At 61.9% G+C, this 22964-nt stretch carries 16 protein-coding genes; 5 read left to right on the forward strand and 11 right to left on the reverse strand.

What is annotated here, in order from left to right; all coding sequences use genetic code 11:
* Window positions 1–236: 236 nt before the first annotated feature.
* A complete protein-coding gene (locus JOE32_RS03940) occupies window positions 237–5105 on the forward strand; it encodes an NAD-glutamate dehydrogenase (protein WP_209981619.1) in 4869 nt (1622 codons plus the stop codon).
* Between the two features lie 112 nt (window positions 5106–5217).
* Here JOE32_RS03940 and JOE32_RS03945 read toward each other — a convergent pair whose 3' ends face one another.
* The 3 genes from JOE32_RS03945 to JOE32_RS03955 all read right to left on the reverse strand — a co-directional run bounded on the left by JOE32_RS03945 (window position 5218) and on the right by JOE32_RS03955 (window position 8092).
* A complete protein-coding gene (locus JOE32_RS03945; RefSeq protein WP_209981620.1) occupies window positions 5218–5904 on the reverse strand; it encodes a GntR family transcriptional regulator in 687 nt (228 codons plus the stop codon).
* Between the two features lie 16 nt (window positions 5905–5920).
* Window positions 5921–6622, reverse strand: coding sequence for an FCD domain-containing protein (locus JOE32_RS03950; protein WP_209981621.1), 702 nt, complete (start codon window positions 6620–6622; stop codon window positions 5921–5923).
* 159 nt (window positions 6623–6781) lie between these two features.
* Complete coding sequence (locus JOE32_RS03955; protein ID WP_209981622.1) at window positions 6782–8092, reverse strand: C4-dicarboxylate transporter DctA; 1311 nt, start codon at window positions 8090–8092, stop codon at window positions 6782–6784.
* Between the two features lie 231 nt (window positions 8093–8323).
* Here JOE32_RS03955 and JOE32_RS03960 point away from each other — a divergent pair, with 231 nt between their 5' ends.
* Window positions 8324–8953 carry a DNA-3-methyladenine glycosylase I gene (locus JOE32_RS03960; protein ID WP_209981623.1) on the forward strand — a complete coding sequence of 210 codons (630 nt, stop codon included), beginning with the start codon at window positions 8324–8326 and terminating at the stop codon, window positions 8951–8953.
* 82 nt (window positions 8954–9035) lie between these two features.
* On the opposite strand, the gene JOE32_RS03965 is transcribed toward JOE32_RS03960, so the two are convergent.
* The 3 genes from JOE32_RS03965 to JOE32_RS03975 all read right to left on the reverse strand — a co-directional run bounded on the left by JOE32_RS03965 (window position 9036) and on the right by JOE32_RS03975 (window position 11976).
* Window positions 9036–9803 (reverse strand): SDR family oxidoreductase, encoded by a 768-nt coding sequence (locus JOE32_RS03965; RefSeq protein WP_209981625.1) that lies wholly within the window; start codon window positions 9801–9803, stop codon window positions 9036–9038.
* 22 nt (window positions 9804–9825) lie between these two features.
* A complete protein-coding gene (locus JOE32_RS03970) occupies window positions 9826–10893 on the reverse strand; it encodes a phosphotransferase family protein (RefSeq protein WP_209981628.1) in 1068 nt (355 codons plus the stop codon).
* 129 nt (window positions 10894–11022) lie between these two features.
* Complete coding sequence (locus JOE32_RS03975) at window positions 11023–11976, reverse strand: 2-hydroxyacid dehydrogenase (protein WP_209981630.1); 954 nt, start codon at window positions 11974–11976, stop codon at window positions 11023–11025.
* A 224-nt stretch (window positions 11977–12200) separates the two neighbouring features.
* Between JOE32_RS03975 and JOE32_RS03980 the strand changes: the two genes are divergently transcribed.
* Complete coding sequence (locus JOE32_RS03980) at window positions 12201–13478, forward strand: serine/threonine transporter (protein ID WP_209981632.1); 1278 nt, start codon at window positions 12201–12203, stop codon at window positions 13476–13478.
* A gap of 218 nt (window positions 13479–13696) precedes the next feature.
* On the opposite strand, the gene acnB is transcribed toward JOE32_RS03980, so the two are convergent.
* Window positions 13697–16306, reverse strand: coding sequence for a bifunctional aconitate hydratase 2/2-methylisocitrate dehydratase (gene acnB, locus JOE32_RS03985; protein ID WP_209990313.1), 2610 nt, complete (start codon window positions 16304–16306; stop codon window positions 13697–13699).
* Window positions 16307–16975: 669 nt separating this feature from the next.
* Window positions 16976–17839 carry a universal stress protein gene (locus tag JOE32_RS03990; RefSeq protein WP_209981634.1) on the reverse strand — a complete coding sequence of 288 codons (864 nt, stop codon included), beginning with the start codon at window positions 17837–17839 and terminating at the stop codon, window positions 16976–16978.
* A gap of 148 nt (window positions 17840–17987) precedes the next feature.
* On the opposite strand from JOE32_RS03990, the gene miaE reads away from it, so the two are divergent.
* Entirely contained in the window at window positions 17988–18590 is a 603-nt protein-coding gene (gene miaE, locus JOE32_RS03995; RefSeq protein ID WP_209981636.1) for a tRNA isopentenyl-2-thiomethyl-A-37 hydroxylase MiaE, read from the forward strand.
* Between the two features lie 25 nt (window positions 18591–18615).
* Here the strand turns inward: miaE and ampC are convergent, their stop codons facing one another.
* Complete coding sequence (gene ampC, locus JOE32_RS04000; protein WP_209981638.1) at window positions 18616–19758, reverse strand: class C beta-lactamase; 1143 nt, start codon at window positions 19756–19758, stop codon at window positions 18616–18618.
* Between the two features lie 148 nt (window positions 19759–19906).
* Here ampC and JOE32_RS04005 point away from each other — a divergent pair, with 148 nt between their 5' ends.
* Entirely contained in the window at window positions 19907–21091 is a 1185-nt protein-coding gene (locus JOE32_RS04005; protein ID WP_057009270.1) for a DUF2252 family protein, read from the forward strand.
* Here the strand turns inward: JOE32_RS04005 and yghX are convergent, their stop codons facing one another.
* Together yghX and JOE32_RS04015 are read right to left on the reverse strand one after the other, a co-directional pair.
* Window positions 21092–21979 carry a YghX family hydrolase gene (yghX, locus tag JOE32_RS04010; protein ID WP_209981641.1) on the reverse strand — a complete coding sequence of 296 codons (888 nt, stop codon included), beginning with the start codon at window positions 21977–21979 and terminating at the stop codon, window positions 21092–21094.
* 59 nt (window positions 21980–22038) lie between these two features.
* Window positions 22039–22914: a DMT family transporter gene (locus JOE32_RS04015; protein WP_209981643.1), complete on the reverse strand. Its 876-nt coding sequence runs from the start codon at window positions 22912–22914 to the stop codon at window positions 22039–22041.
* Window positions 22915–22964 lie beyond the last annotated feature (50 nt).

Genomic DNA, 22964 nt, shown 5'->3' on the forward strand with positions numbered 1-22964 from the left:
CGCAACGGATGTGCCCTGGCCGGGCGTCTGACCTGCCCGTCGTACCGTCACCCGGCTGCGGTTCATCCTGTGGAAGTTGTATGTGACCTGACTGTCTTGTCCAGCTTCACCCACCTGTCACTCTGATTGGTTTATGGTGTTTGTCATCGTTACCCACGAACAGAGCTGACGGTCTCCCCGCACGGGGATAACACGCGACGCTTCCATCAATAACAAGCCCAAGCGGAGTACCACAGATGGCGTTCTTCACCGCAGCCAGCAAGGCCGACTTCCAGCATCAACTGCAAGCGGCACTGGCGCAGCACATCAGCGAACAGGCACTGCCACAAGTGGCACTGTTCGCTGAGCAATTCTTCGGCATTATTTCCCTGGATGAACTGACCCAGCGTCGCCTGTCTGACCTGGCCGGTTGCACCCTGTCTGCCTGGCGCCTGCTTGAGCGCTTCGATCCTGCGCAACCGCAAGTGCGCGTTTACAACCCCGATTACGAACGTCACGGCTGGCAGTCGACCCACACTGCGGTTGAAGTGCTGCACCGTGACCTGCCTTTTCTGGTGGACTCGGTACGTACCGAGCTGAACCGACGTGGCTACAGCATCCACACCCTGCAGACCACCGTGCTCAGCACCCGTCGTGGCAGCAAGGGCGATCTGCTGGAAATCCTGCCCAAGGGCACCCAGGGCGAGGGCATCGAGCAAGAATCGCTGATGTACCTGGAAATCGACCGCTGCGCCAACGCTGCCGAACTGAGCGTGCTGAGCAAAGAGCTGGAGCAGGTACTGGGCGAAGTGCGGGTGGCGGTGGCCGATTTCGAACCGATGAAAGCCAAGGTCCAGGACCTGCTGGCCGGTATCGATGCCAGCCAGTACGCGATTGACGGTGAAGAAAAAGCCGAGATCAAGAATTTCCTCGAATGGCTGGTGGGCAACCACTTCACCTTCCTGGGCTACGAAGAATTCGTGGTACGTGACGAGGCGGACGGCGGTCATATCGAATATGACGCCAGCTCCTTCCTCGGTCTGACCAAGCTGCTGCGTGCCGGCCTCAGCGCCGACGACCTGCGCATCGAAGACTACGCCGTGGCCTACCTGCGCGAGCCGACCGTGCTGTCGTTCGCCAAGGCGGCGCACCCAAGCCGCGTACATCGCCCGGCTTACCCGGACTACGTGTCGATCCGCGAGATCGATGCCGACGGCAAGGTCCTCAAGGAACACCGCTTCATGGGCCTGTACACCTCGTCGGTGTACGGCGAAAGCGTGCGGGTCATCCCGTATATCCGCCGCAAGGTCGCGGAGATCGAACGCCGCTCCGGCTTCCAGCCCAAGGCTCACCTGGGCAAGGAACTGGCCCAGGTGGTTGAAGTGCTGCCCCGTGACGACCTGTTCCAGACCCCGGTCGACGAGCTGTTCAGCACCGTGATGTCGATCGTGCAGATCCAGGAGCGCAACAAGATCCGCGTGTTCCTGCGCAAAGACCCGTACGGACGCTTCTGCTACTGCCTGGCCTATGTGCCGCGTGACGTCTACTCCACCGAAGTGCGGCAGAAAATCCAGCAAGTGCTGATGGATCGCCTGAAGGCCTCCGACTGCGAGTTCTGGACCTTCTTCTCCGAGTCGGTGCTGGCCCGTGTGCAGCTGATTCTGCGCGTTGACCCGAAGAACCGTCTGGACATCGACCCGCTGCAACTGGAAAAGGAAGTGGTGCAGGCCTGCCGCAGCTGGCAGGACGACTACGCAAGCCTGGTCGTCGAGAGCTTCGGCGAAGCCCACGGCACCAACGTGCTGGCGGATTTCCCGAAAGGCTTCCCGGCCGGCTACCGCGAGCGCTTTGCCGCGCATTCGGCCGTGGTCGACATGCAGCACCTGCTCAGCCTCACCGAAGCCAACCCGCTGGTGATGAGCTTCTATCAGCCGCTGGGCCAGGTCTCCGGCCAGCGCGAGCTGCATTGCAAGCTCTACCATGCCGACACTCCGTTGGCGTTGTCCGACGTGTTGCCGATCCTGGAAAACCTCGGTCTGCGTGTGCTGGGTGAATTCCCGTACCGCCTGCGTCATGCCAACGGCCGCGAATTCTGGATCCATGACTTTGCGTTCATCGCCGCCGAAGGCGTGAACCTGGATATCCAGCAGCTCAACGACACCCTGCAGGACGCGTTCGTGCACATCGTGCATGGCGACGCCGAGAACGATGCGTTCAACCGTCTGGTGCTCACCGCCGGTCTGCCCTGGCGCGACGTGGCGTTGCTGCGTGCCTACGCGCGTTACCTCAAGCAGATCCGCCTGGGCTTCGACCTCGGCTACATCGCCAGCACGTTGAACAACCACACTGACATCGCCCGCGAGCTGACGCGGTTGTTCAAGACCCGCTTCTACCTGGCGCGCAAGCTCACCGCCGATGACCTGGAAGACAAGCAGCAGCGTCTGGAACAAGCGATCACCAGCGCCCTGGACGATGTTCAGGTGCTCAACGAAGACCGCATCCTGCGGCGCTACCTGGACCTGATCAAGGCCACCCTGCGCACCAACTTCTACCAGACCGATGCCAACGGCCAGAACAAGTCGTACTTCAGCTTCAAGTTCAACCCGCACGCGATCCCCGAGCTGCCCAAGCCGGTGCCGAAGTTTGAAATCTTCGTCTACTCGCCGCGCGTTGAAGGCGTGCACCTGCGCTTTGGCAACGTCGCCCGTGGCGGCCTGCGCTGGTCCGACCGTGAAGAAGACTTCCGCACCGAAGTGCTCGGCCTGGTAAAAGCCCAGCAAGTGAAGAACTCGGTGATCGTGCCGGTGGGCGCCAAGGGCGGCTTCCTGCCGCGTCGCCTGCCGTTGGGCGGCAGCCGGGACGAGATCGCGGCCGAGGGCATCGCCTGCTACCGCATCTTCATCTCCGGGCTGCTGGACATTACCGACAACCTGAAAGACGGCGCGCTGGTGCCTCCTGCCAACGTCGTGCGTCACGACAACGATGACCCGTACCTGGTGGTGGCGGCTGACAAAGGCACGGCGACCTTCTCCGACATCGCCAACGGCATCGCCATCGACTACGGCTTCTGGCTGGGCGATGCATTTGCCTCCGGTGGTTCGGCCGGTTACGACCACAAGAAAATGGGCATCACTGCCAAGGGCGCGTGGGTGGGTGTGCAGCGTCACTTCCGTGAGCGCGGCATCAACGTGCAGGAAGACAGCATCACCGTGGTGGGCGTCGGCGATATGGCCGGTGACGTGTTCGGTAACGGCTTGCTCATGTCCGACAAGCTGCAACTGGTCGCGGCTTTCAACCACTTGCATATCTTCATCGACCCGAACCCGAACCCGGCCACCAGCTTTGTCGAGCGCCAGCGCATGTTCGAGCTGCCGCGTTCGGCCTGGACCGACTACGACACCAGCATCATGTCCGAAGGCGGCGGTATCTTCTCGCGCAGCGCGAAGAGCATCGCTATCTCGCCGCAGATGAAAGAACGCTTCGACATCAAGGCTGACAAGCTGACCCCGACCGAGCTGCTCAATGCCTTGCTCAAGGCTCCCGTGGATCTGTTGTGGAACGGCGGCATCGGCACTTACGTCAAGGCCAGCACCGAAAGCCATGCAGACGTGGGCGACAAGGCCAACGACGCCTTGCGCGTCAACGGCAACGAGCTGCGCTGCAAGGTGGTGGGCGAGGGCGGCAACCTCGGCATGACCCAGCTGGGTCGTGTGGAATTCGGTCTCAATGGCGGCGGCTCCAACACCGACTTCATCGACAACGCCGGTGGCGTCGACTGCTCCGACCACGAAGTGAACATCAAAATCCTGCTCAACGAAGTGGTGCAGGCCGGTGACATGACCGACAAGCAGCGCAACCAGCTGTTGGCGAGCATGACCGACGAAGTCGGCCACCTGGTGCTGGGCAACAACTACAAGCAGACCCAGGCCCTGTCCCTGGCCGCCCGCCGTGCCTACGAGCGTGCCGCCGAGTACAAGCGTCTGATGAGCGACCTGGAAGGCCGTGGCAAGCTGGACCGCGCCATCGAGTACCTGCCGACCGAGGAGCAGCTCACCGAGCGCGCGGCCAATGGCAAGGGCCTCACCCGTCCGGAGCTGTCGGTGCTGATCTCGTACAGCAAGATCGACCTCAAGGAAGCCTTGCTCAAGTCCCAGGTGCCGGACGACGAGTACCTGACCCGTGACATGGAGACCGCGTTCCCGCCGAGCCTGGTGGCCAAGTTCTCCGAGGCCATGCGTCGCCATCGTCTCAAGCGTGAGATCGTCAGCACCCAGATCGCCAACGACCTGGTCAACCACATGGGCATCACCTTCGTGCAGCGCCTCAAGGAGTCGACCGGCATGAGCCCGGCGAACGTGGCCGGTGCGTATGTGATCGTGCGTGACATCTTTCACCTGCCGCACTGGTTCCGGCAGATCGAGGCGCTGGACCATCAGGTTTCCGCCGACGTGCAACTGGAACTGATGGACGAGCTGATGCGCCTGGGCCGTCGTGCCACGCGCTGGTTCCTGCGCAGCCGTCGCAACGAGCAGGACGCTGGCCGTGACACCGCGCACTTCGGTCCGCATCTGGCGGCGTTGGGCCTCAAGCTCGACGAACTGCTGGAAGGCCCGACCCGCGAAGGCTGGCAGACCCGCTACCAGGCCTACACCGAAGCCGGCGTGCCGGAATTGTTGGCGCGCATGGTGGCAGGCACCACCCACCTGTACACCTTGCTGCCGATCATCGAAGCTGCCGACGTCACCGGGCACGACGCCGCCGAAGTGGCCAAGGCCTACTTTGCCGTGGGCAGCGCTCTGGACCTGCCGTGGTACCTGCAGCAGATCAGCGATCTGCCGGTGGCCAACAACTGGCAGGCCCAGGCCCGCGAAGCGTTCCGCGACGATGTGGACTGGCAGCAACGGGCAATCACCATCTCGGTCCTGCAAATGGCCGACGCGCCGCAGGAGATGGACGCCCGCGTGGCCCTGTGGCTTGAGCAGCACCAGGACATGGCTGATCGCTGGCGCGCCATGATGGTGGAAATTCGTGCCGCGGTCGGCACGGACTACGCCATGTACGCGGTGGCCAACCGTGAATTGCTGGACCTCGCGTTGAGTGGTCAGTCGGTGCTGCAGCCGGCTTGATCAGGCAGTAACACTAAAGCCCCTGCATCGTGAGATGCAGGGGCTTTTTGTTGGATCAGTTTTTGTCCAACACCACACATCCAATGTGGGTGATTTGCCTATTTAGTTAAAGTCAGTGGCGTTTAAGCAGCCTGCTTTCAAGGTGATCCAGGTATTGGCTCATCAACCTCACAGCCACGTTTGAGTCACCCTGTTCGACGGCATCCACAATCGCCCCATGTTCCTGCCACGCGCAATACGTGCAGGCCTGCGCTGCATATTGGGCAATCACCAGCGACGTCAACGGCACCAGGCCGTTGAGGAACTGCGCCAGCGGTCCATTGCCCGCCATCACCGCCAGTTGCATATGGAATTCCCCGGACAACCGAATTGCCGGCCCGCGTTGATCCCGTTCGATGCACTCACGTTCCCGTGCAATCAATTCGCGCAGTTGCCGTATGTGCAGGGGCGTGGCCTGGGCGCAGGCCAATTGCACCACGGTCACTTCGGTCAGTCGCCGTGCCTCGAGAATCTGCCGGGTTTGCTGCGCATCCGGCGCGGCGACCTGGGCGCGCTGGTTGGGGCGCAGGAGGACCACCTGCTGATGGGACAGCCGGGTCAGCACCCGACGAATCACGCTGCGGCTCACGCCGAAGGTTTCAGCCAGGCTTTCTTCGGTAAAGCGGCTGGTCGGGACAATGCGGTGTTCAAGGATGGCGTCGAACAGCCGCGCGTAAATGTCGTCTGCCGAGGGCTTTTTACCGGCAATCAAGTGCAGTGGCGGCTGGGGCGGGTGGCGGTGCAGGGCGTGGGCGGTCATGGCCGGTCTCCAAAAATCAGCTGCCCGGATGGTCGTCCGGAATGGTCAGGGCGATGCCCATGCGCAGGCCTTCCTGAAGGATATGCCGTCGCATTTCGGCACTGGCCAGGGCGCTGTTCTTGTTGCGGATGGCGCGTACCACGGCTTCGTTTTCCCGCAGGCGTTCGGCCAGGTGCTCGGGCGAGTTGCGCAGTACCTGGGCGCTCTGTTTGAGAGCGTTGCGGGTTTGCTGCACCACGTTCTGGAAGATCGGGTTGGCGGTGAGGGCGAACAGCGCTTCATGGAAGCCGATGTAGGCGTGCATGCCCGCTTCGGCATCACTGGCATCCAGCGCTTCGCGCATGTCCATCAGGGTCAGGCGCAGTTGGCCGACCTCCTGGGTGCTGATCGATTGCGCCACCAGGCCGACAATGAACGGTTCGAGGGTGTAGCGCAGTTGCAGGATATCTTCCAGGCTGGCATCGGCCACGGCGTCGTTCGAGTGTGGCTGGCTGACGCTGTTTTCCAGCACCACCACGCCTTTGCCGGGCATGGATCGCACCAGGCCGAGGGTTTCCAGCACGATCACTGCTTCGCGCAGGCTGGGCCGGCTGATGCCCATCTGTTCGGCCAGTTCACGCTGACCGGGCAGCATTTCACCGCGCCGCCACTGGCCGCGCTTGAGTGCGGCACGCAGTTTTTCCACGACTGAATTGACGACGGTTGAGGTGCTGATCACGTCGATGCCTCCTTAAGTTGCAAACACAGTGGTTATCCCAGTGAAAATCCAGTGTGGGAGGGGGCTTGCTCCCGATCGCGGTGTTTCAGTCACCCGAGGTGCAAGCTGGCCCACCGTTATCGGGAGCAAGCCCCCTCCCACAGTGAATCTGTGTCGCTTTCAGAATTCCTGATGCGCGGGCAACACCGGTTTCTTTGTCTGGAAGGCGTAACCCTGCTCGCCGTCCAGCACCTTGTTGGCGCGTTGGATATCAATGTCTTTTTCCCAGCGCGCGATGGCCACGGTGGCGACGCAGTTGCCGATCAGGTTGGTCAGCGCGCGGCCGATGCCCATGAACCAGTCCACCGCCAGCACCAGCACCAGGCCCACCACGGGAATCGCCGGGATGGCGGTGAGGGTCGCCGCCAGAATCACCAGCGCGGAACCGGGTATGCCGTGGGCACCCTTGGAGGTGATCAGCGACACCAGCAGGATGGTCATCAGGTCGGTCATCGACAGCGGCGTGCCGGTGGCGTTGGCGATAAACACGATGGCCAGGGTCAGGTAGATTGAAAACCCGTCGAGGTTGAACGAATAACCGGTGGGAATCACCAGGCCCACGGTGGAACTGCCGATGCCCAGGTGCTCGAGTTTGCGCATCACCTGCGGCAGCACGGCGTCGGAGGAGGCGGTGCCCATCACGATCAGCAGCTCCTCGCGCAGGTACTTGAGCAGCGGCAGCATGCGCAGGCCCGACAGGCGCATCACCAGGCCGAGAATCAGTGCGACGAAGGCAAAGCAGGTCAGGTAGAACAGGCCCACCAGGCTGCCCAGGTGTTGCAGCGAATCCAGGCCATAGGTGCTGGTGGTGAACGCGATGGCACCGAACACGCCAATCGGTGCCAGGCGCACGATCATGCCCATGATGCGGAAAATCACATGGCTCAGTTCGTTGATCAGCCGCGAGATGCCCGAGGCCGCTTCGCCCACCAGGTTCAGTGCGCTGCCAAACAGCACCGAGAACAGCAGCACTTGCAGCACATTGTTGTCGGCAAAGGCGCCGATCACCGAGTTGGGGATCAGGTCCATCAGAAACTGGCTGGTGCCCTTGAGGTGCTGGCCCTTGTCCGCCAGTTCATTGAGGCCGGCGGAGGAGAGCTGCTCCAGGTGAATATTGGCGCCCTGGCCGATGCCGGTGCTGAACGCCATGATCAGGCCGATCACCAGGGCGACGGTGGTCAGCACTTCAAAGTAGATCACCGACTTGAGACCGATGCGCCCGACTTTCTTCAGGTCGCCGGCGCCGGAAATGCCGCTGACCACCACGCAGAATACGATCAGGCCAATCAGCATCTTGATCAGCTTGATGAAACCGTCACCCAGAGGTTTGAGTTGCGTGGAGAATTCGGGAAGGGCCAGGCCGCAGGCGATGCCGAGCATCAGGCCAATCACGACTTGCAGGAAAATCGAACGCGAGCACCATCTGAGCATGGGAGAAATCCCTATTCGGTGCCCTGGTGGTTCCAGGGCTTAATTGTTGTGGTCATACCGGTAAGTCCAGTGCGCGGCCAGTCTAGGCCGGATTTTTTTGAAATCACAAGCAAATATTTGGCGGTTGACAGGTCCTGGTCTGACCAGTTGGTCGGCGAGGGCGATGCTTGAGCGGTTGGCAGGGTGGAAAAATTTTCGCTTATCATCCGCGCACGGCATACGAGGTGATGCATGGATCAGGCTGGGCTGACAACTGACGAGACCGGGCTTACCGGGTGCACCTGGCGTATGGCCGCGCCGGAGTACCTGCGCTACCACGACCATGAATGGGGCGTGCCGGTGGCGGATGATATCCGCCTGTACGAGAAGATCTGTCTGGAGGGGTTTCAGGCGGGGCTGGCGTGGATCACGATCCTGCGCAAGCGCGAGCAGTTCCGGGCGGCGTTCGACGGTTTTGATTTTCGCCGCGTGGCGCAATACGGCAAGGCGGATATCGAGCGGCTGATGCACGATCCCGGCATTGTGCGTAATCGCGCGAAAATCGTGTCCGCCATCAACAATGCCCGCAGGGCCTGCGAGTTGGTGGCGGAGACCGGCTCGCTGGCGCGCTGGCTATGGGCGTTCGAGCCTGGCCCTGACGAGCGCCCGGCGGTGGTCGACATGGCCTACTGGGCCGCGAACTCGACATCGCCGGCGTCGGTGCGCCTGTCCAAAGCCTTGAAGAAACGCGGCTGGAGCTATGTGGGGCCGACCACGATGTATGCGTTGATGCAGGCGATGGGGATGGTCAACGATCACCTGGAAGGATGCGCCTGCCGCCAGCAGGTCGAAGTGCTGCGGCGCCAGTTCAAACGGCCTTGAGTCTGTGGCTTGAACGGAATCAAAACTGTGGGAGGGGGCTTGCTCCCTCCCACAGGGATTTTGTGTGGGTTTCAGGCCAGGGTCAGGAGAGGAAGCCACCGTCCACATTCAGCGAAACACCGGTGGTGTAGCTCGACGCATCGCTGGCCAGGAACAGCACCGCGCCGGCCATCTCGCTCGGGTCGGCCACGCGTTTGAGGGGGATCTGCGCCAGGGCCATTTTCAGGATCGCGTCGTTCTTGACCAGCGCCGAGGCGAACTTGGTGTCAGTGAGGCCCGGCAGCAGGGCGTTGCAACGAATGCCGAACTCGGCGCATTCCTTGGCGAACACCTTGGTCATGTTGATCACCGCAGCCTTGGTCACCGAGTAGATGCCCTGGAACACACCCGGCGAGATGCCATTGATCGACGCCACGTTGATGATGCTGCCGCCGCCGTTGTCGCGCATCAGCTTGCCGGCCTCAACCGACATGAAGAAGTAGCCGCGGATGTTCACGTCGACGGTCTTCTGGAAAGCGCCGAGGTCGGTGTCCAGCACATTGCAGAACTGCGGGTTGGTCGCGGCGTTGTTGACCAGGATATCCAGGCGGCCGAACTGTTCGCGGATGCCGGCGAACACGTGGGTGATCTGCTCCATTTCACCGATATGGCAGGCCACGGCGGTGGCTTTGCCGCCGTCGGCGATGATCGCATCAGCCACGTGCTGGCAGCCTTCGAGCTTGCGGCTGGAAACGATCACATGGGCACCTTGCTGGGCCAGCAACCTGGCAATGGCCTCGCCGATGCCACGGCTGGCACCGGAGACAAAAGCGATCTTGCCGTCGAGGTCGAACAGTTGGGTCTTGGACATGAGGGTTCCTTGTTGTGAACGATCAGAGCGCGGATTTACCGATGACATTCAGGCTCATCTGCTCCAGCAGCTTGTTCATGTGAATGAACTGCGCAAAGCGTTTGTCCTGGGTCTGGCCATGGAAGAAGCGGTAGTAGATCTGCTGCACGATGCCCGCCAGGCGGAACAGGCCGTAGGTGTAGTAGAAGTCAAAATTGTCGATCTGGATGCCGGCGCGTTCGGCGTAGTAGTCGACAAACTGGCGTCGGGTGAGCATGCCCGGTGCATTACTCGGCTGGCGCCGCATCAGTTGCACCGGCGCAGGGTCGGCGGCTTCGATCCAGTAGGCGAGGGTGTTGCCCAGGTCCATCAGCGGGTCGCCCAGGGTGGTCAGTTCCCAGTCCAGCACGCCGATGATCTGCATCGGGTTGTGCGGGTCGAGGATTACGTTATCGAAGCGGTAGTCGTTGTGCACGATGCTGGAGGTAGGGTGGTCGGCCGGCATCTTGTCATTGAGCCAGGCACGCACGGCTTCCCACTGGGGCGCGTCGGGGGTCAAGGCCTTTTCGTAGCGCTCGCTCCAACCGCGAATCTGGCGCTGCACGTAACCTTCGGGCTTGCCCAGGTCGGCCAGGCCGCAGGCGCTGTAGTCGACCCGGTGCAGCTCGACGAACGTGTCGATGAAGCTTTTGCACAGCGCTTGCGTTCGGCTGGCGTCCAGGCCCAGCTCGGGCGGCAGGTCGGAACGCAGAATGATGCCGTTGACGCGTTCCATCACATAGAACTCGGCGCCGATCACCGATTCGTCGGTGCAGTGCACGTAGGCCTTGGGGCAGTAGGGGAAGCCGTCCCTGAGCTGGTTGAGAATGCGGAACTCGCGGCCCATGTCGTGGGCCGACCTGGCCTTGTGGCCGAAGGGCGGGCGACGCAGGACAAATTCCTGGTCCGGGTATTCCAGCAGGTACGTGAGGTTGGACGCACCGCCAGGGAATTGGCTGATGGTGACCGCACCACTCAGGCCCGGGATATGCGCCTTGAGGTAGGGATCGATCAGGCTGGCATCCAGTTCTTCGCCTGGGCGAATCGTTGTCGATTGGTCGTTCAGCGCCATGCTTATCCCTTCTGCTTATTCTTGAGGCCTTGGACTATTGGGTAATCTAATGCGCAGCGCCGCCCAGCGACAAGGTCGGGGCGGCTTAATAGGTTAGCGTGTTGGAGGATGATCAGCGTGCCTGATCGGTCATTTAATGGGCGCGGGCAAGGCGACGGGCGTGAGTACCGGGCGTCCGGCAAAATATTCCGTGAGGTTGTCGGCCACGCGCTGCACGGTGTCGTGGGCCGCTTCCGGTGACAGGCCGGCGACGTGGGAGGTGAGCACGGTGTTGCCGAGTTTCTTCAGCGCGTCGGGCACCTTGGGTTCGTCATCGAACACATCCAGCGCCGCGCCGCCGATTCGGCGTTGCTCCAGGGCGGCGATCAGGTCGGCAGTGACCACCACGCTGCCACGGCCGATATTGACCAGGTAGCCATTGGGGCCGAGCGCGTCCAGAACGCGGCGGTCGATCAAGTGACGGGTGCTGGCGCCGCCGGGGGTGGCAAGAATCAGGAAGTCCGAGGTGCGCGCCAGTTCCACCGCCGTGGCGCAGTAGGTGTAGTCCACGTCATCGCGGGGCTGACGGTTGTGGTAGCTGATCTGCATGCCGAACCCCAGAGACGCGCGCCTGGCGATCTCCAGGCCTACCGCGCCGAGCCCGAGAATGCCCAGTTGCTTGCCGCCCAGGGAAGGGCGCATCACCTTGGGCCATTCACTGCGGCGCACGGCGGCGTCGGTCTGCGGGATGCCGCGCACCAGTGACAGCAGCAGCGCCATGGCATGGTCCGCCACCGACGGCGCATTCACCCCGGCGCCGTTGGTCACCACGATCCCGCGATTGCTGGCGGCCTGCAGATCCACGTGTTCATAACCGGCGCCGATCACGCAGATGATTTCCAGCACCGGCAATGCGGCGATTTCCTCGGCATACAGACCGAGCGGGCCACGGGTCAGCACAGCCTTGATCTGCGCACCGTGGGCCTTGATCGCCTGGGCGCGTTCAGCCGGCGTCGGCGCAAGGATCACATGAAAGTCATTGCTCTCGATGATGTGCAGGTATTCGTTGATGGTCTCAACCAGGACCAGGACAGTGGTGGTCATCGCAACGCTCTTGCTGAGGGGTTTGAGCGGGTGAGTATAAAGCGCATCTGTACGCAAAATCCCATTGCAGGTGCGAACAGGCTGGCCGCTAGCTCACCGTTCCTCAGCTAAGTCTTTGCTTCTTCAAGAGAATCCCGGACAATCCAGCCCCTTCTACAGTCGGGGCGCTGCCTGTCAGGTTTTTCTGACTCGTCCCGGCCGTGTCAATGCGGAGATCCGACCGGATGAATGATCAGGCCAATAGCGTCGACGAACGCTATGCAACGACACCTGCAACCCTCTCAAGCTGGAGCCGCCAGGACACCACCTGGATGCTGGGCCTGTTCGGCACAGCGATTGGCGCCGGCACTTTGTTTCTGCCGATCAACGCAGGCCTCGGCGGTTTCTGGCCGCTGCTGATTCTGGCGGTGCTGGCGTTCCCGATGACGTTCTTTGCCCACCGTGGCCTGACCCGTTTCGTCCTGTCCGGGCGTGAAGGGTCCGATATCACCGACGTGGTCGAAGAACACTTCGGCATCAAGGCCGGTGCGTTGATCACGCTGTTGTACTTCTTTGCGATCTTTCCGATCCTGCTGATCTACAGCGTTGCGCTGACCAACACGGTCGGCAGCTTCATGGAGCATCAACTGCACATCATGCCGCCGCCACGGGCGATCCTGTCGTTCGTGCTGATCCTGGGCCTGCTGGCCGTGGTGCGTTGCGGTGAGCAGGTCATCGTCAAGGCCATGAGCCTGATGGTGTATCCGTTTATCGTCGCGTTGCTGTTCCTCGCGGTGTACCTGGTGCCGCACTGGACCGGTGGCATCCTCAGTACCGCTCACGTGGTGCCGGCGCCATCGGCATTGCTCAATACCTTGTGGCTGGCGATTCCGGTGATGGTGTTCTCGTTCAACCATTCGCCGATCATCTCGGCCTTTGCGGTGGACCAGAAGCGCCAGTACGGCGCCCATGCCGACGAGCGCAGTTCGCAGATCCTGTGCCGCGCCCATGTGCTGATGGTGGTGATGGTGCTGTTCTTCGTGTTCAGCTGTGTGCTGACCCTGTCGCCGGCGCAACTGGCCGAGGCGAAGGCGCAGAACCTGTCGATCCTGTCGTACCTGGCCAACCACTTCGACAACCCGACCATCGCCTTCGCAGCCCCGCTGATTGCGTTCGTGGCGATTGCCAAGTCGTTCCTGGGCCACTACATCGGCGCCAGCGAAGGCCTCAAGGGCTTGATCGTCAAGACCGGTCGCCGCCCCGCGCCCAAGACCCTGGACCGCATGACTGCTGCTTTCATGCTGGTGGTGTGCTGGATCGTCGCGACGCTTAACCCGAGCATCCTTGGCATGATCGAAACCCTGGGCGGGCCGGTGATTGCGTCGATCCTGTTTTTGATGCCCATGTATGCCATCCGCAAGGTGCCGGCGATGGCCAAGTACCGTGGGCAGGCGTCCAATATGTTTGTCACGGCGGTGGGCTTGGTGGCGATTACGGCGTTGGTGTATTCGTTTATTGCTTGAGGTTTAACGCAGCTTTCAGGGCTGCTCAACCTCTGAAAGGTGGGAGGGAGCTTGCTCCCGATGGCGGTGAATCAGTCACTGAAGAGGGTGACTGAACCACTGCTATCGGGAGCAAGCCCCCTCCCACATTTGTTTTGTGGTGTTGCTGATACTGGATTCCAGGCATAAAAAAACGCCGCGTACCTTGCGATACGCGGCGTTTTTCACATCAACAACCCTTAGGCTTGAATCACCGGGATGTTGGCGCTTGCTGCGATCTTGCGGAACTCGGCGATCTGGTCGAAGTTCAGGTAGCGGTAGACGTCACTGGCCATGGTGTCCAGTTTCGCCGCGTAGCCCATGTACTCTTCGACAGTCGGCAAGCGACCCAGGGTAGATGCGACTGCCGCCAGCTCGGCCGAGGCCAGGTAGACGTTGGCGCCATCGCCCAGACGGTTCGGGAAGTTACGGGTCGACGTGGAAACCACCGTCGAGTTCGGCTCTACCCGTGCCTGGTTACCCATGCACAGCGAGCAGCCGGGCATTTCCATGCGCGCGCCAGCCTTGCCGTAGATGCCGTAGTAGCCTTCTTCGGTCAGTTGGTGAGCGTCCATTTTGGTCGGCGGCGACAGCCACAGACGGGTTGGCAGCTGACCCTTGACCTGCTCCAGCAGCTTACCGGCCGCGCGGAAGTGACCGATGTTGGTCATGCACGAACCGATGAACACTTCGTCGATCTTCTCGCCGGCAACGCTGGACAACAGACGGGCATCGTCCGGGTCGTTCGGGGCGCAGAGGATCGGCTCGTTGATTTCCGACAGGTCGATCTCGATGATTTCGGCGTATTCGGCGTCGGCATCGGCTTCCATCAGCTCCGGGTTGGCCACCCAGGCTTCCATCGCTTGAGCGCGACGTTCCAGGGTGCGCGGGTCGCCGTAGCCTTCACCGATCATCCAGCGCAGCAGGGTGATGTTGGAGTTCAGGTACTCGGTGACCGACGCTTTGGACAGCTTGATGGTGCAACCGGCAGCCGAACGTTCGGCCGAGGCGTCGGAGAGCTCGAACGCCTGCTCCAGCGTCAGGTCGTTCAGGCCTTCGATTTCCAGGATGCGGCCGGAGAAGGCGTTTTTCTTGCCTTTCTTCTCTACGGTCAGCAAACCGGACTGGATCGCGTAGTAAGGAATGGCATGAACCAGGTCACGCAGGGTGATGCCAGGTTTCATCTTGCCTTTGAAACGCACCAGGATCGATTCCGGCATGTCCAGTGGCATGACGCCAGTGGCTGCGGCGAACGCGACCAGACCGGAACCGGCCGGGAACGAGATGCCCATCGGGAAACGGGTGTGGGAGTCACCGCCGGTGCCGACGGTGTCCGGCAGCAGCATGCGGTTCAGCCAGCTGTGGATGATGCCGTCGCCTGGACGCAGCGATACACCGCCACGGGTCATGATGAAGTCAGGCAGGGTGTGGTGGGTGGTCACGTCGATCGGCTTTGGATAGGCCGCGGTATGGCAGAAGGACTGCATCACCAGATCGGTCGAGAAGCCCAGGCACGCCAGGTCTTTCAGTTCATCACGGGTCATCGGACCGGTGGTGTCCTGGGAGCCTACGGTGGTCATCTTCGGTTCGCAGTAGGTGCCAGGGCGAACGCCTTTGCCTTCCGGCAGACCACAGGCCTTGCCGACCATCTTCTGCGCCAGGGTGAAACCCTTGCCGGTGTCGACCGGCGCTTCAGGCAGCTTGAACAGGTCGGTAGGGCCCAGGCCCAGTTCGGCGCGGGCCTTGTCGGTCAGGCCACGGCCAATGATCAGCGGGATACGGCCACCGGCGCGGACTTCGTCCAACAGCACCGGGGTCTTCATTTCGAAGGTGGTGATGACTTCGTCGGTACCGTGCTTGCAGACTTTGCCGGCGTGCGGGTACAGGTCGATCACGTCGCCCATGTTGATGTTGCTGACGTCGAACTCGATCGGCAGAGCACCCGCATCTTCCATGGTGTTGTAGAAGATCGGCGCGATCTTGCTGCCGAAGCAGAAGCCGCCGGCGCGCTTGTTCGGCACGTAGGGCACGTCGTCGCCGAAGAACCACAGCACCGAGTTGGTGGCCGATTTACGCGACGAACCGGTACCGACCACGTCACCGACGTAGGCGATCGGGAAGCCCTGGCCGCGCATCTCTTCGATCTGCTTCATCGGGCCGGTCTTGCCTTGCTCGTCCGGCACGATGCCTTCGCGGGCCATTTTCAGCATGGCCAGCGCGTGCAGCGGGATGTCAGGGCGCGACCAGGCGTCCGGCGCCGGCGACAGGTCGTCGGTGTTGGTTTCGCCGGTGACCTTGAACACGCGCAGGCTGATCTTGTCGGCCAGGGTAGGGCGGTTGCGGAACCATTCGCCGTCAGCCCACGACTGCAGCACGCCTTTGGCATGCTCGTTGCCGTTTTTGGCTTTTTCAGCCACGTCGTGGAACGCGTCGAACATCAGCAGGGTGTGCTTGAGCTGGGCGGCCGCGACAGGCGCCAGCGTGGCGTCGTCCAGCAGCTCGACCAGCGTCACGATGTTGTAGCCACCTTGCATGGTGCCAAGCAGTTCAACGGCGCGTTTTTTGTCGATCAGGGGGGAAGTGGCTTCGCCCTTGGCCAGGGCGGAAAGGAAACCGGCCTTGACGTAGGCAGCTTCGTCAACGCCTGGTGGAATGCGGTTGGTGATCAGGTCAACGAGGAATGCTTCTTCGCCGGCAGGGGGATTTTTCAGCAGCTCGACCAGGCCTGCGGTTTGTTCGGCGTTAAGCGGCTGGGGAACAATACCCAGGGCTGCACGCTCTTCGATATGTTTGCGGTAGGCTTCAAGCACAGTTATTACCCTCATCAGTGGTCCCACGGGACGCTCATCCAGAAATGATCGGCACGCGTGCGCTCGGGGGCTTTTTGGGCCGCAAAGCCAGCGCTGCCGGCATCTCTCACAGAAGCTGCTTTCAAAGTTTTACGCCTGCAGAACGGGCTGATGAGGGTTGGCGAGGGCTTGACCTACCGAGTCATTGACCATCGCCAACACCGTTCTGAAGGAACGACTGTGCTCGTGACGCTTTGAAAACAGCTTCCAGCGGATTATTGGCGCCTTACAAGGCCGGGTGATTCTACGGCAAAAAAAATCTAAAGGTAAGTTGCCTGGCCAAGATTGCCGGGCAATCACGCTTAGACAAAGGGCTAATATGGCCGACTGTTTCGCTGGTTTGTGTCGTGCCCTCTCATCAGATGACGTCACGATCTGAGATTTCAGGCAACCACCTCCCTGTGGCGAGCGGGCTTGCCCTAATGCCGTTCAGTTAAGCGCAGATTCCCTGTGGCGAGCAGGCTTGTCCTGCGTTGGGCTGCGCAGCAGCCCCAAAACCAGACGCTGAGCCGTATCAGGTACACCGCGTGTCCCTTGATTGGGGGCGCTTCGCACCCCAACGCGGGGCAAGCCCGCTCGCCACAGACGCTTTAGTTTGGGTGCCGCCGCCCACAGTTGATCTTTATCGTCTCAGGATTTGATGGCCAACGCTTCGAGGTGATCCATCAGCGCCTGCGGTTTCAGCACCAGCACATCGCTCTCCACCGCATCGAGCACCACCTCCGCCGTATTACCAATCAATGCCCCGGAAATTCCGGTGCGCGCCACGGTGCCGATGATCGTTACCGCCGCCTGCCATTTGTGCGCCGCGAACGGAATCAACACATCGGCCGGGCCTTCCTCGATGTGCAGGTGCGCGTCGTCCACATCGAATTGCGCCTGGAACGCCTTGCACTGTTCGCGATAACGCGCTGCGATGGTTTCCCTGAGCTGGAACGTCGGATCGGCCGCCGCCAGCATCGGCGATGGATGGGCGCTGATCACATGCAGTTGCGCCTTGGCCAGGCTGGCAATCTCGAAACCATGGTCGATGATCGAATCGTGCAGCGCGCGATGCTCGCTGTCGGTATTGCCCACATCGATCGCCGCGAGGATCATGCCACCGCTCCACGGGGTGGAGGTTTTCACCAGCAGCACCGGCGTTGGGCAGTAGCGCAGCAGTTTCCAGTCCGCCGGGGTCAGCAGGGCCTTTTTCAGTGGGCTGTCGGGCATGTGCTGCTTGATCACCAGACCGCAGCCCTCGGCCTGCTGCACGTCGATGATGGTTTCATGCAGGCTGTCATTCCACGCCTGTTCGGTGGTGACGCTGTAGCCGTCCTCGCGCAAGCCGGCCTTGAGCTGGCTCAGCAGCGCTGAATGCTCGTGCCGCCTGTCGCACACCAGCAAGTGCAGGTGCGCGTCGGTCACGCCGGCGATCAGCCTGGCGCGCTTGAGCGCCAGGCTGTCGGCCTGTTCGGGCTCGATAACCACCAGGATGCTGCGGATGGCTTGCATGGTTGGCACCTCCAGGAACGTGGACTGCAACAACTATAGTCGCTGCCCGGTATTCGTCATCTTGATGCACATCAAGGTAGGCGGCTGGTGGTCTGCGGCGCGCTCGGTATAATCGGCGCCCTTTTGTGATCCTTTGCCCGTGAGCCCGATGAACCTGCCCGACATCCACCAATTCCTCGGTTGCCGCACCCCCGATGCCTGGGTCCAGGCCGCGCTGGCCGATCAGGACACCCTGCTGATCGACCACAAGAACTGTGAGTTCAAGGCGGCCAGTACCGCCCTCAGCCTGATCGCCAAGTACCACGGCCATGTGGACCTGATCAACATGATGTCGCGCCTGGCCCGCGAAGAACTGGTGCACCACGAACAGGTGATGCGCCTGATCAAGAAGCGCAAGGTCGAGCTGCGCCAATTGTCGGCCGGCCGTTACGCCTCGGCGTTGCGCAAGGTGGTGCGCAACCACGAGCCGGTCAAGCTGGTGGATACGCTGGTGGTCGGCGCCTTTATCGAAGCGCGCAGTTGCGAGCGTTTCGAAGCCCTGGTACCGCACCTGGACGAAGAACTCGGCACGTTCTACTTCGGTTTGCTGAAAAGCGAGGCGCGGCATTTCCAGGGTTATCTGAAACTGGCGTATCAGTACGGCGACGCCGCTGACATCGCCCAGGTCATCGAACGGGTGAGGGCGGCGGAACAGGAGTTGATCGAGTCAGCCGATGTCGAGTTCCGCTTTCACAGTGGCGTGCCGGCCTGAGGCGACGGCCACGCCAATCCGGTGATCAAGGGTTGAGCGCGTTCAGGATTGAATGGGCGACTTTTACCCGTTCGGCGTTCGGATAGTTTTTATTCGCTAGAATCACCACGCCCATGCGCGCGCTTGGTACGTAGGCCACATACGCACCGAAGCCATTGGTGGAACCGGTCTTGTTCACCAGTGTGTCCGCATGGGGGGCTCGCGCGGGTGTCAGCCAATCGACCTTGTGCGGCTCGATGGCCATCTGTGTGGAGTTGCCGTCAATCAGGGCGTTCAGTTGGATCGGGTACGGGTACATTTCCCAGCCCAGACCCTGGGTCATGCCATTGACGGTGTAGTAGCCGGTATGGGTGAGCGCAATGGCCTGCCGGACGAGTTTTTCCTGGCCAGCGGGGTTCATGTTGACGTTGACGTAGTGCAGCAGGTCCGCCGCACTGGTCTTGATGCCATAGGCTTCACTGTCCATAGCTCCCGGGCCAACCCGTACAGGTTTTCCTTTGCTGTCATAGCCTTGGGCGTACAGGCTCATCTGATTTCGAGGTATTTTCAGGAAGGTATGCGAGAGCCCAAGCGTTGGGAGCAAGGTCTTTTCCATCAATTGATCGAACGGCTGACCCAGGCTTTGCGCCGCCAGATAGCCAAACAGGCCCAGGCTCGGATTGGAATACAGGCGCTGGGTGCCAGGGGCGAACGCGGGCTGCCACTGCTGGAAATAGCTGATCATGCGCTGGCTGTTATCCGCCTCTTGGGGAAATTGCAGCGGCAGCCCGCCAGCGGTGTACGTGCCCAGGTTGAGTACGCTGATGTGATCGAACCGGCCGCCCTTGAGTGCCGGCAGGTAGTGGCTGGCCGGCTGGTCGAGGGTAAGTTTGCCCGCGGCCACGGCGTAGCCGGCGAGGGTGGCGGTGAAGGTTTTGCTCACCGAACCGACTTCAAACAGGGTGTTCTCGCTGACCGGTTGCCCGCTTTGCTTGTCCGCTACGCCGTAGCTGAAATACTGCGCTTTGCCGTTCTGCAGCACCCCAACGACCAGACCGGGGATGGCTTGCTGTTGCATCAGCGGCTTGACGCTGGCGTCCACCACGGCGCGCAGATCGGTGGCGGCCAGGCAGTGGCTTGCGCCAATGAGCAGCGCAAGGGCCGTGACAGAGGGGATGAATCGAGGCATGGGTCGCTTCCATGGCAGATAAGAGGGTGGGCAAGTTTCGCAAATACCGGGTGTTTACCCCAGCCCTCGGGTAAAACCTTTTACGAAACATAATGAAACATTTGCCGGCCCGCGCAGCTCTACCGCTACACCCGTATCGAGTCCGTCAATGAAAACGCCGCGTCCTTCCGCCCGCATGCCGCACCTGACCCAACTGCGTAACCTCAAAATGGCCCGTTCGGCCCATGCCTACGTACGCGGCAGTACCGTCCAATTCTACGAGTGGCTGCACAGCCTGCCCGGTCGACGCTTGCCCAGCGGGCCGCCGATCTGGATCTGTGGCGATTGCCACGCGGGCAACCTGGGGCCGACCGGCGACAACAATGGCCGCATCGACATGCATATCCGCGATCTCGACCAGACCGTTATCGGCAACCCGGCCCATGACCTGGTGCGCCTGGCGTTATCCCTGGCCACTGCCGCGCGGGGCTCGGACCTGCCCGGGGTGACCACGGCCCGCATGCTCGAAGAAATGATGCTGGGCTACGCGCAGGCCTTCAAGGACAAGCCGGATGAAGTGCCGCCACGGCCGTCCCAGGTCAAGGCCGGGATGCGCAGCGCGGTGGAACGCACCTGGAAGCACCTGGCCCGCGAGCGCATCGATGACGTACGCCCGACGATCCCTTTGGGCAAGCACTTCTGGGCATTGTCCCGTGCGGAAAAAAGCGCCCTGCAGGCCTTGTGCGGCTCCGATGAGCTGCATCACCTGGTGACCTCGCTCAAGGGACGGCCCAAGGACGCCAAGGTCGAATTGATGGACTCGGCCTATTGGGTCAAGGGTTGCAGCTCGCTCGGCCTGCTGCGTTACGCGGCGCTGTTGCGCGTTGGCGACAAGGACGATCAGGAATACTGCCTGATCGACATCAAGGAGGCGGTCGGCGCAGCGGCACCGCGCGCAGCCCGCGCAAAAATGCCACGGGACAACGGCCGGCGCGTGGTGGAGGGCGCCCGTCAGCTGTCACCGGGGTTGGGTGAGCGCATGCTGGCAACGCGTTTTCTGGACCATGGTTTTTTCATCCGCGAGCTGCTGCCCCAGGACATGAAGCTGGAGTTGGATGAATTGAGTGAGATCGACGCCATGCACGCCGCCGGTTACCTGGCGCGCGTGGTTGGCATCGCCCATGCCCGGCAAATGGATCGGGCGACGCGCAGGGACTGGATGGCCATGTTGCAGGAAAACCGCTCACGGCAGCTGGATGCACCGTCCTGGCTATGGACCAGCGTGGTGCAACTGGTGGGCAGCCACGAGCAGGGCTACCTCGACCATTGCCGACGTTATGCGCTGGAACACTGATCAGGCCAGGTATCTATTGAACCAGCCCAGGGTGCGCTCCCACGCCAGGTTCGCCGCCGCTTCGTCGTACCGTGGCGTCGAGTCGTTGTGAAAGCCGTGGTTGGCGCCCTTGTAGATGAACGCTTCGTAGTGCGTGCCGGCCGCTTTGAGCGCCTGTTCATAGGCCGGCCAGCCTTCGTTGATCCGCGTATCCAGCTCGCCGTAATGCAGCATGAGCGGCGCCTTGATGCGCGGCACATCCCTTGCCTCGGGCTGGCGTCCGTAGAACGACACGGCGGCGCCCAGTTCCGGGTAGGCCACCGCCGCCGCATTGGTCACGCCGCCGCCGTAGCAGAAACCGGTGATGCCGACCTTGCCGGTGCTGCTGTCGTGGTGCATCAGCCATTCGATGGCGGCGAAGAAGTCGTTCATCAGCTTGGTCGGATCGACGGTTTGTTGCAGCGCCACGCCTTTTTCATCGTTGCCGGGGTAGCCGCCCACGGAGGTCAGGCCATCGGGCGCCAGGGCGATAAAACCGGCCTTGGCCAGACGTCGGGCGACGTCTTCGATGTAGGGGTTGAGGCCTCGGTTTTCGTGAACCACCACCACCGCCGGCAACTTGCCTGCAGCTTTCGCAGGGCGCACCAGGTAGCCGCGCACCGTGCCGTTGCCCTTGGGTGAGGGGTAGGTGATGTAGTCGGCCACAATGTCCGGGTCGGTGAATTTCACCTGCTCGGCCAACGCATAGTTGGGGCTCAGCGCCGCGAGCAGCGCCGAAGCGGTCAGGCCGCCGAAGGTGAACAGCGCGGCGCGGTCGAGAAACTCGCGCCGGTTGAGCTTGCCATGGGCGTAGCCGTCGTAGAGTTCCAGCAGTTCGGGGGCAAAGTCTTTGGCGGTGAGACGAGTCATCGGTGCACTCCTCGATTGGCGATGGCAAGCACTGTAGACCACTGCGGGTAGTGCCTGCGTTAACGCGCAAACTTTTTCGCCCCGGCCACGCAGCCGATCACGGCGACCGTTACCAGCAACATGCCCAGGCTGACCTGCTCGTGCAGCAGGCCCGCCGCCAGCGCCAGGCCAAAAAAAGGTTGCAGCAGTTGCAACTGGCCGACCGCCGTGATGCCGCCTTGGGCCAGCCCGCGATACCAGAACACAAAGCCGATCAGCATGCTGAACAGCGCAACATAGCCCAGACTCAGCCAGGCCGGCAGGCTGATACCGCTGAACGTGGCGGGTGCCAGAATCAGGCTCAACGGTGCCACCACCGGCAGCGACAGCACCAGTGCCCAGCAGATCACCTGCCAGCCGCCCAGGCTGCGCGAAAGTTGGGCGCCTTCGGCGTAGCCCAGGCCGCACACCAGCACCGCCAGCAGCATCAGCAAATCCCCGAAGGGCGCGGCGCTCAAGCCTTGGGCAAACGCGTAGCTCACCACCAGCAGGCTGCCCAACAGCGAAAACAGCCAGAACACTAACCTCGGACGCTCACCGCCACGCAGCACGCCAAACACTGCCGTCGCCAGCGGCAACAAGCCGATAAACACGATGGAGTGGGCGGAGGTGACGTATTGCAGCGCCAGCGCGGTCAGCAATGGAAAGCCGATGACCACGCCAAGCGCGACGATCACCAGCGGTACCCATTGCGTGCGCGCCGGACGTTTTTCCCTGAACAGCCACAGCAGGGCCAACCCTAGCAGGCCGGCGAGCGCGGCGCGGGTGACGGTCAGGAACACCGGGTCGAATTCCATCACCGCCACGCGCGTGGCCGGCAGTGAACCGCTGAAAATCACCACGCCGATAAAACCGTTGATCCAGCCTCGGGTGTTGTTGGGAGACGTGCGTTGCATGAGTGGCTGTCCGAAAAAAGCAAAGGTTGCGTTGTAGCCATCCTAGGCAG

The sequence above is a fragment of the Pseudomonas sp. PvP025 genome, from assembly GCF_017832155.1.
GTDB lineage: Bacteria > Pseudomonadota > Gammaproteobacteria > Pseudomonadales > Pseudomonadaceae > Aquipseudomonas.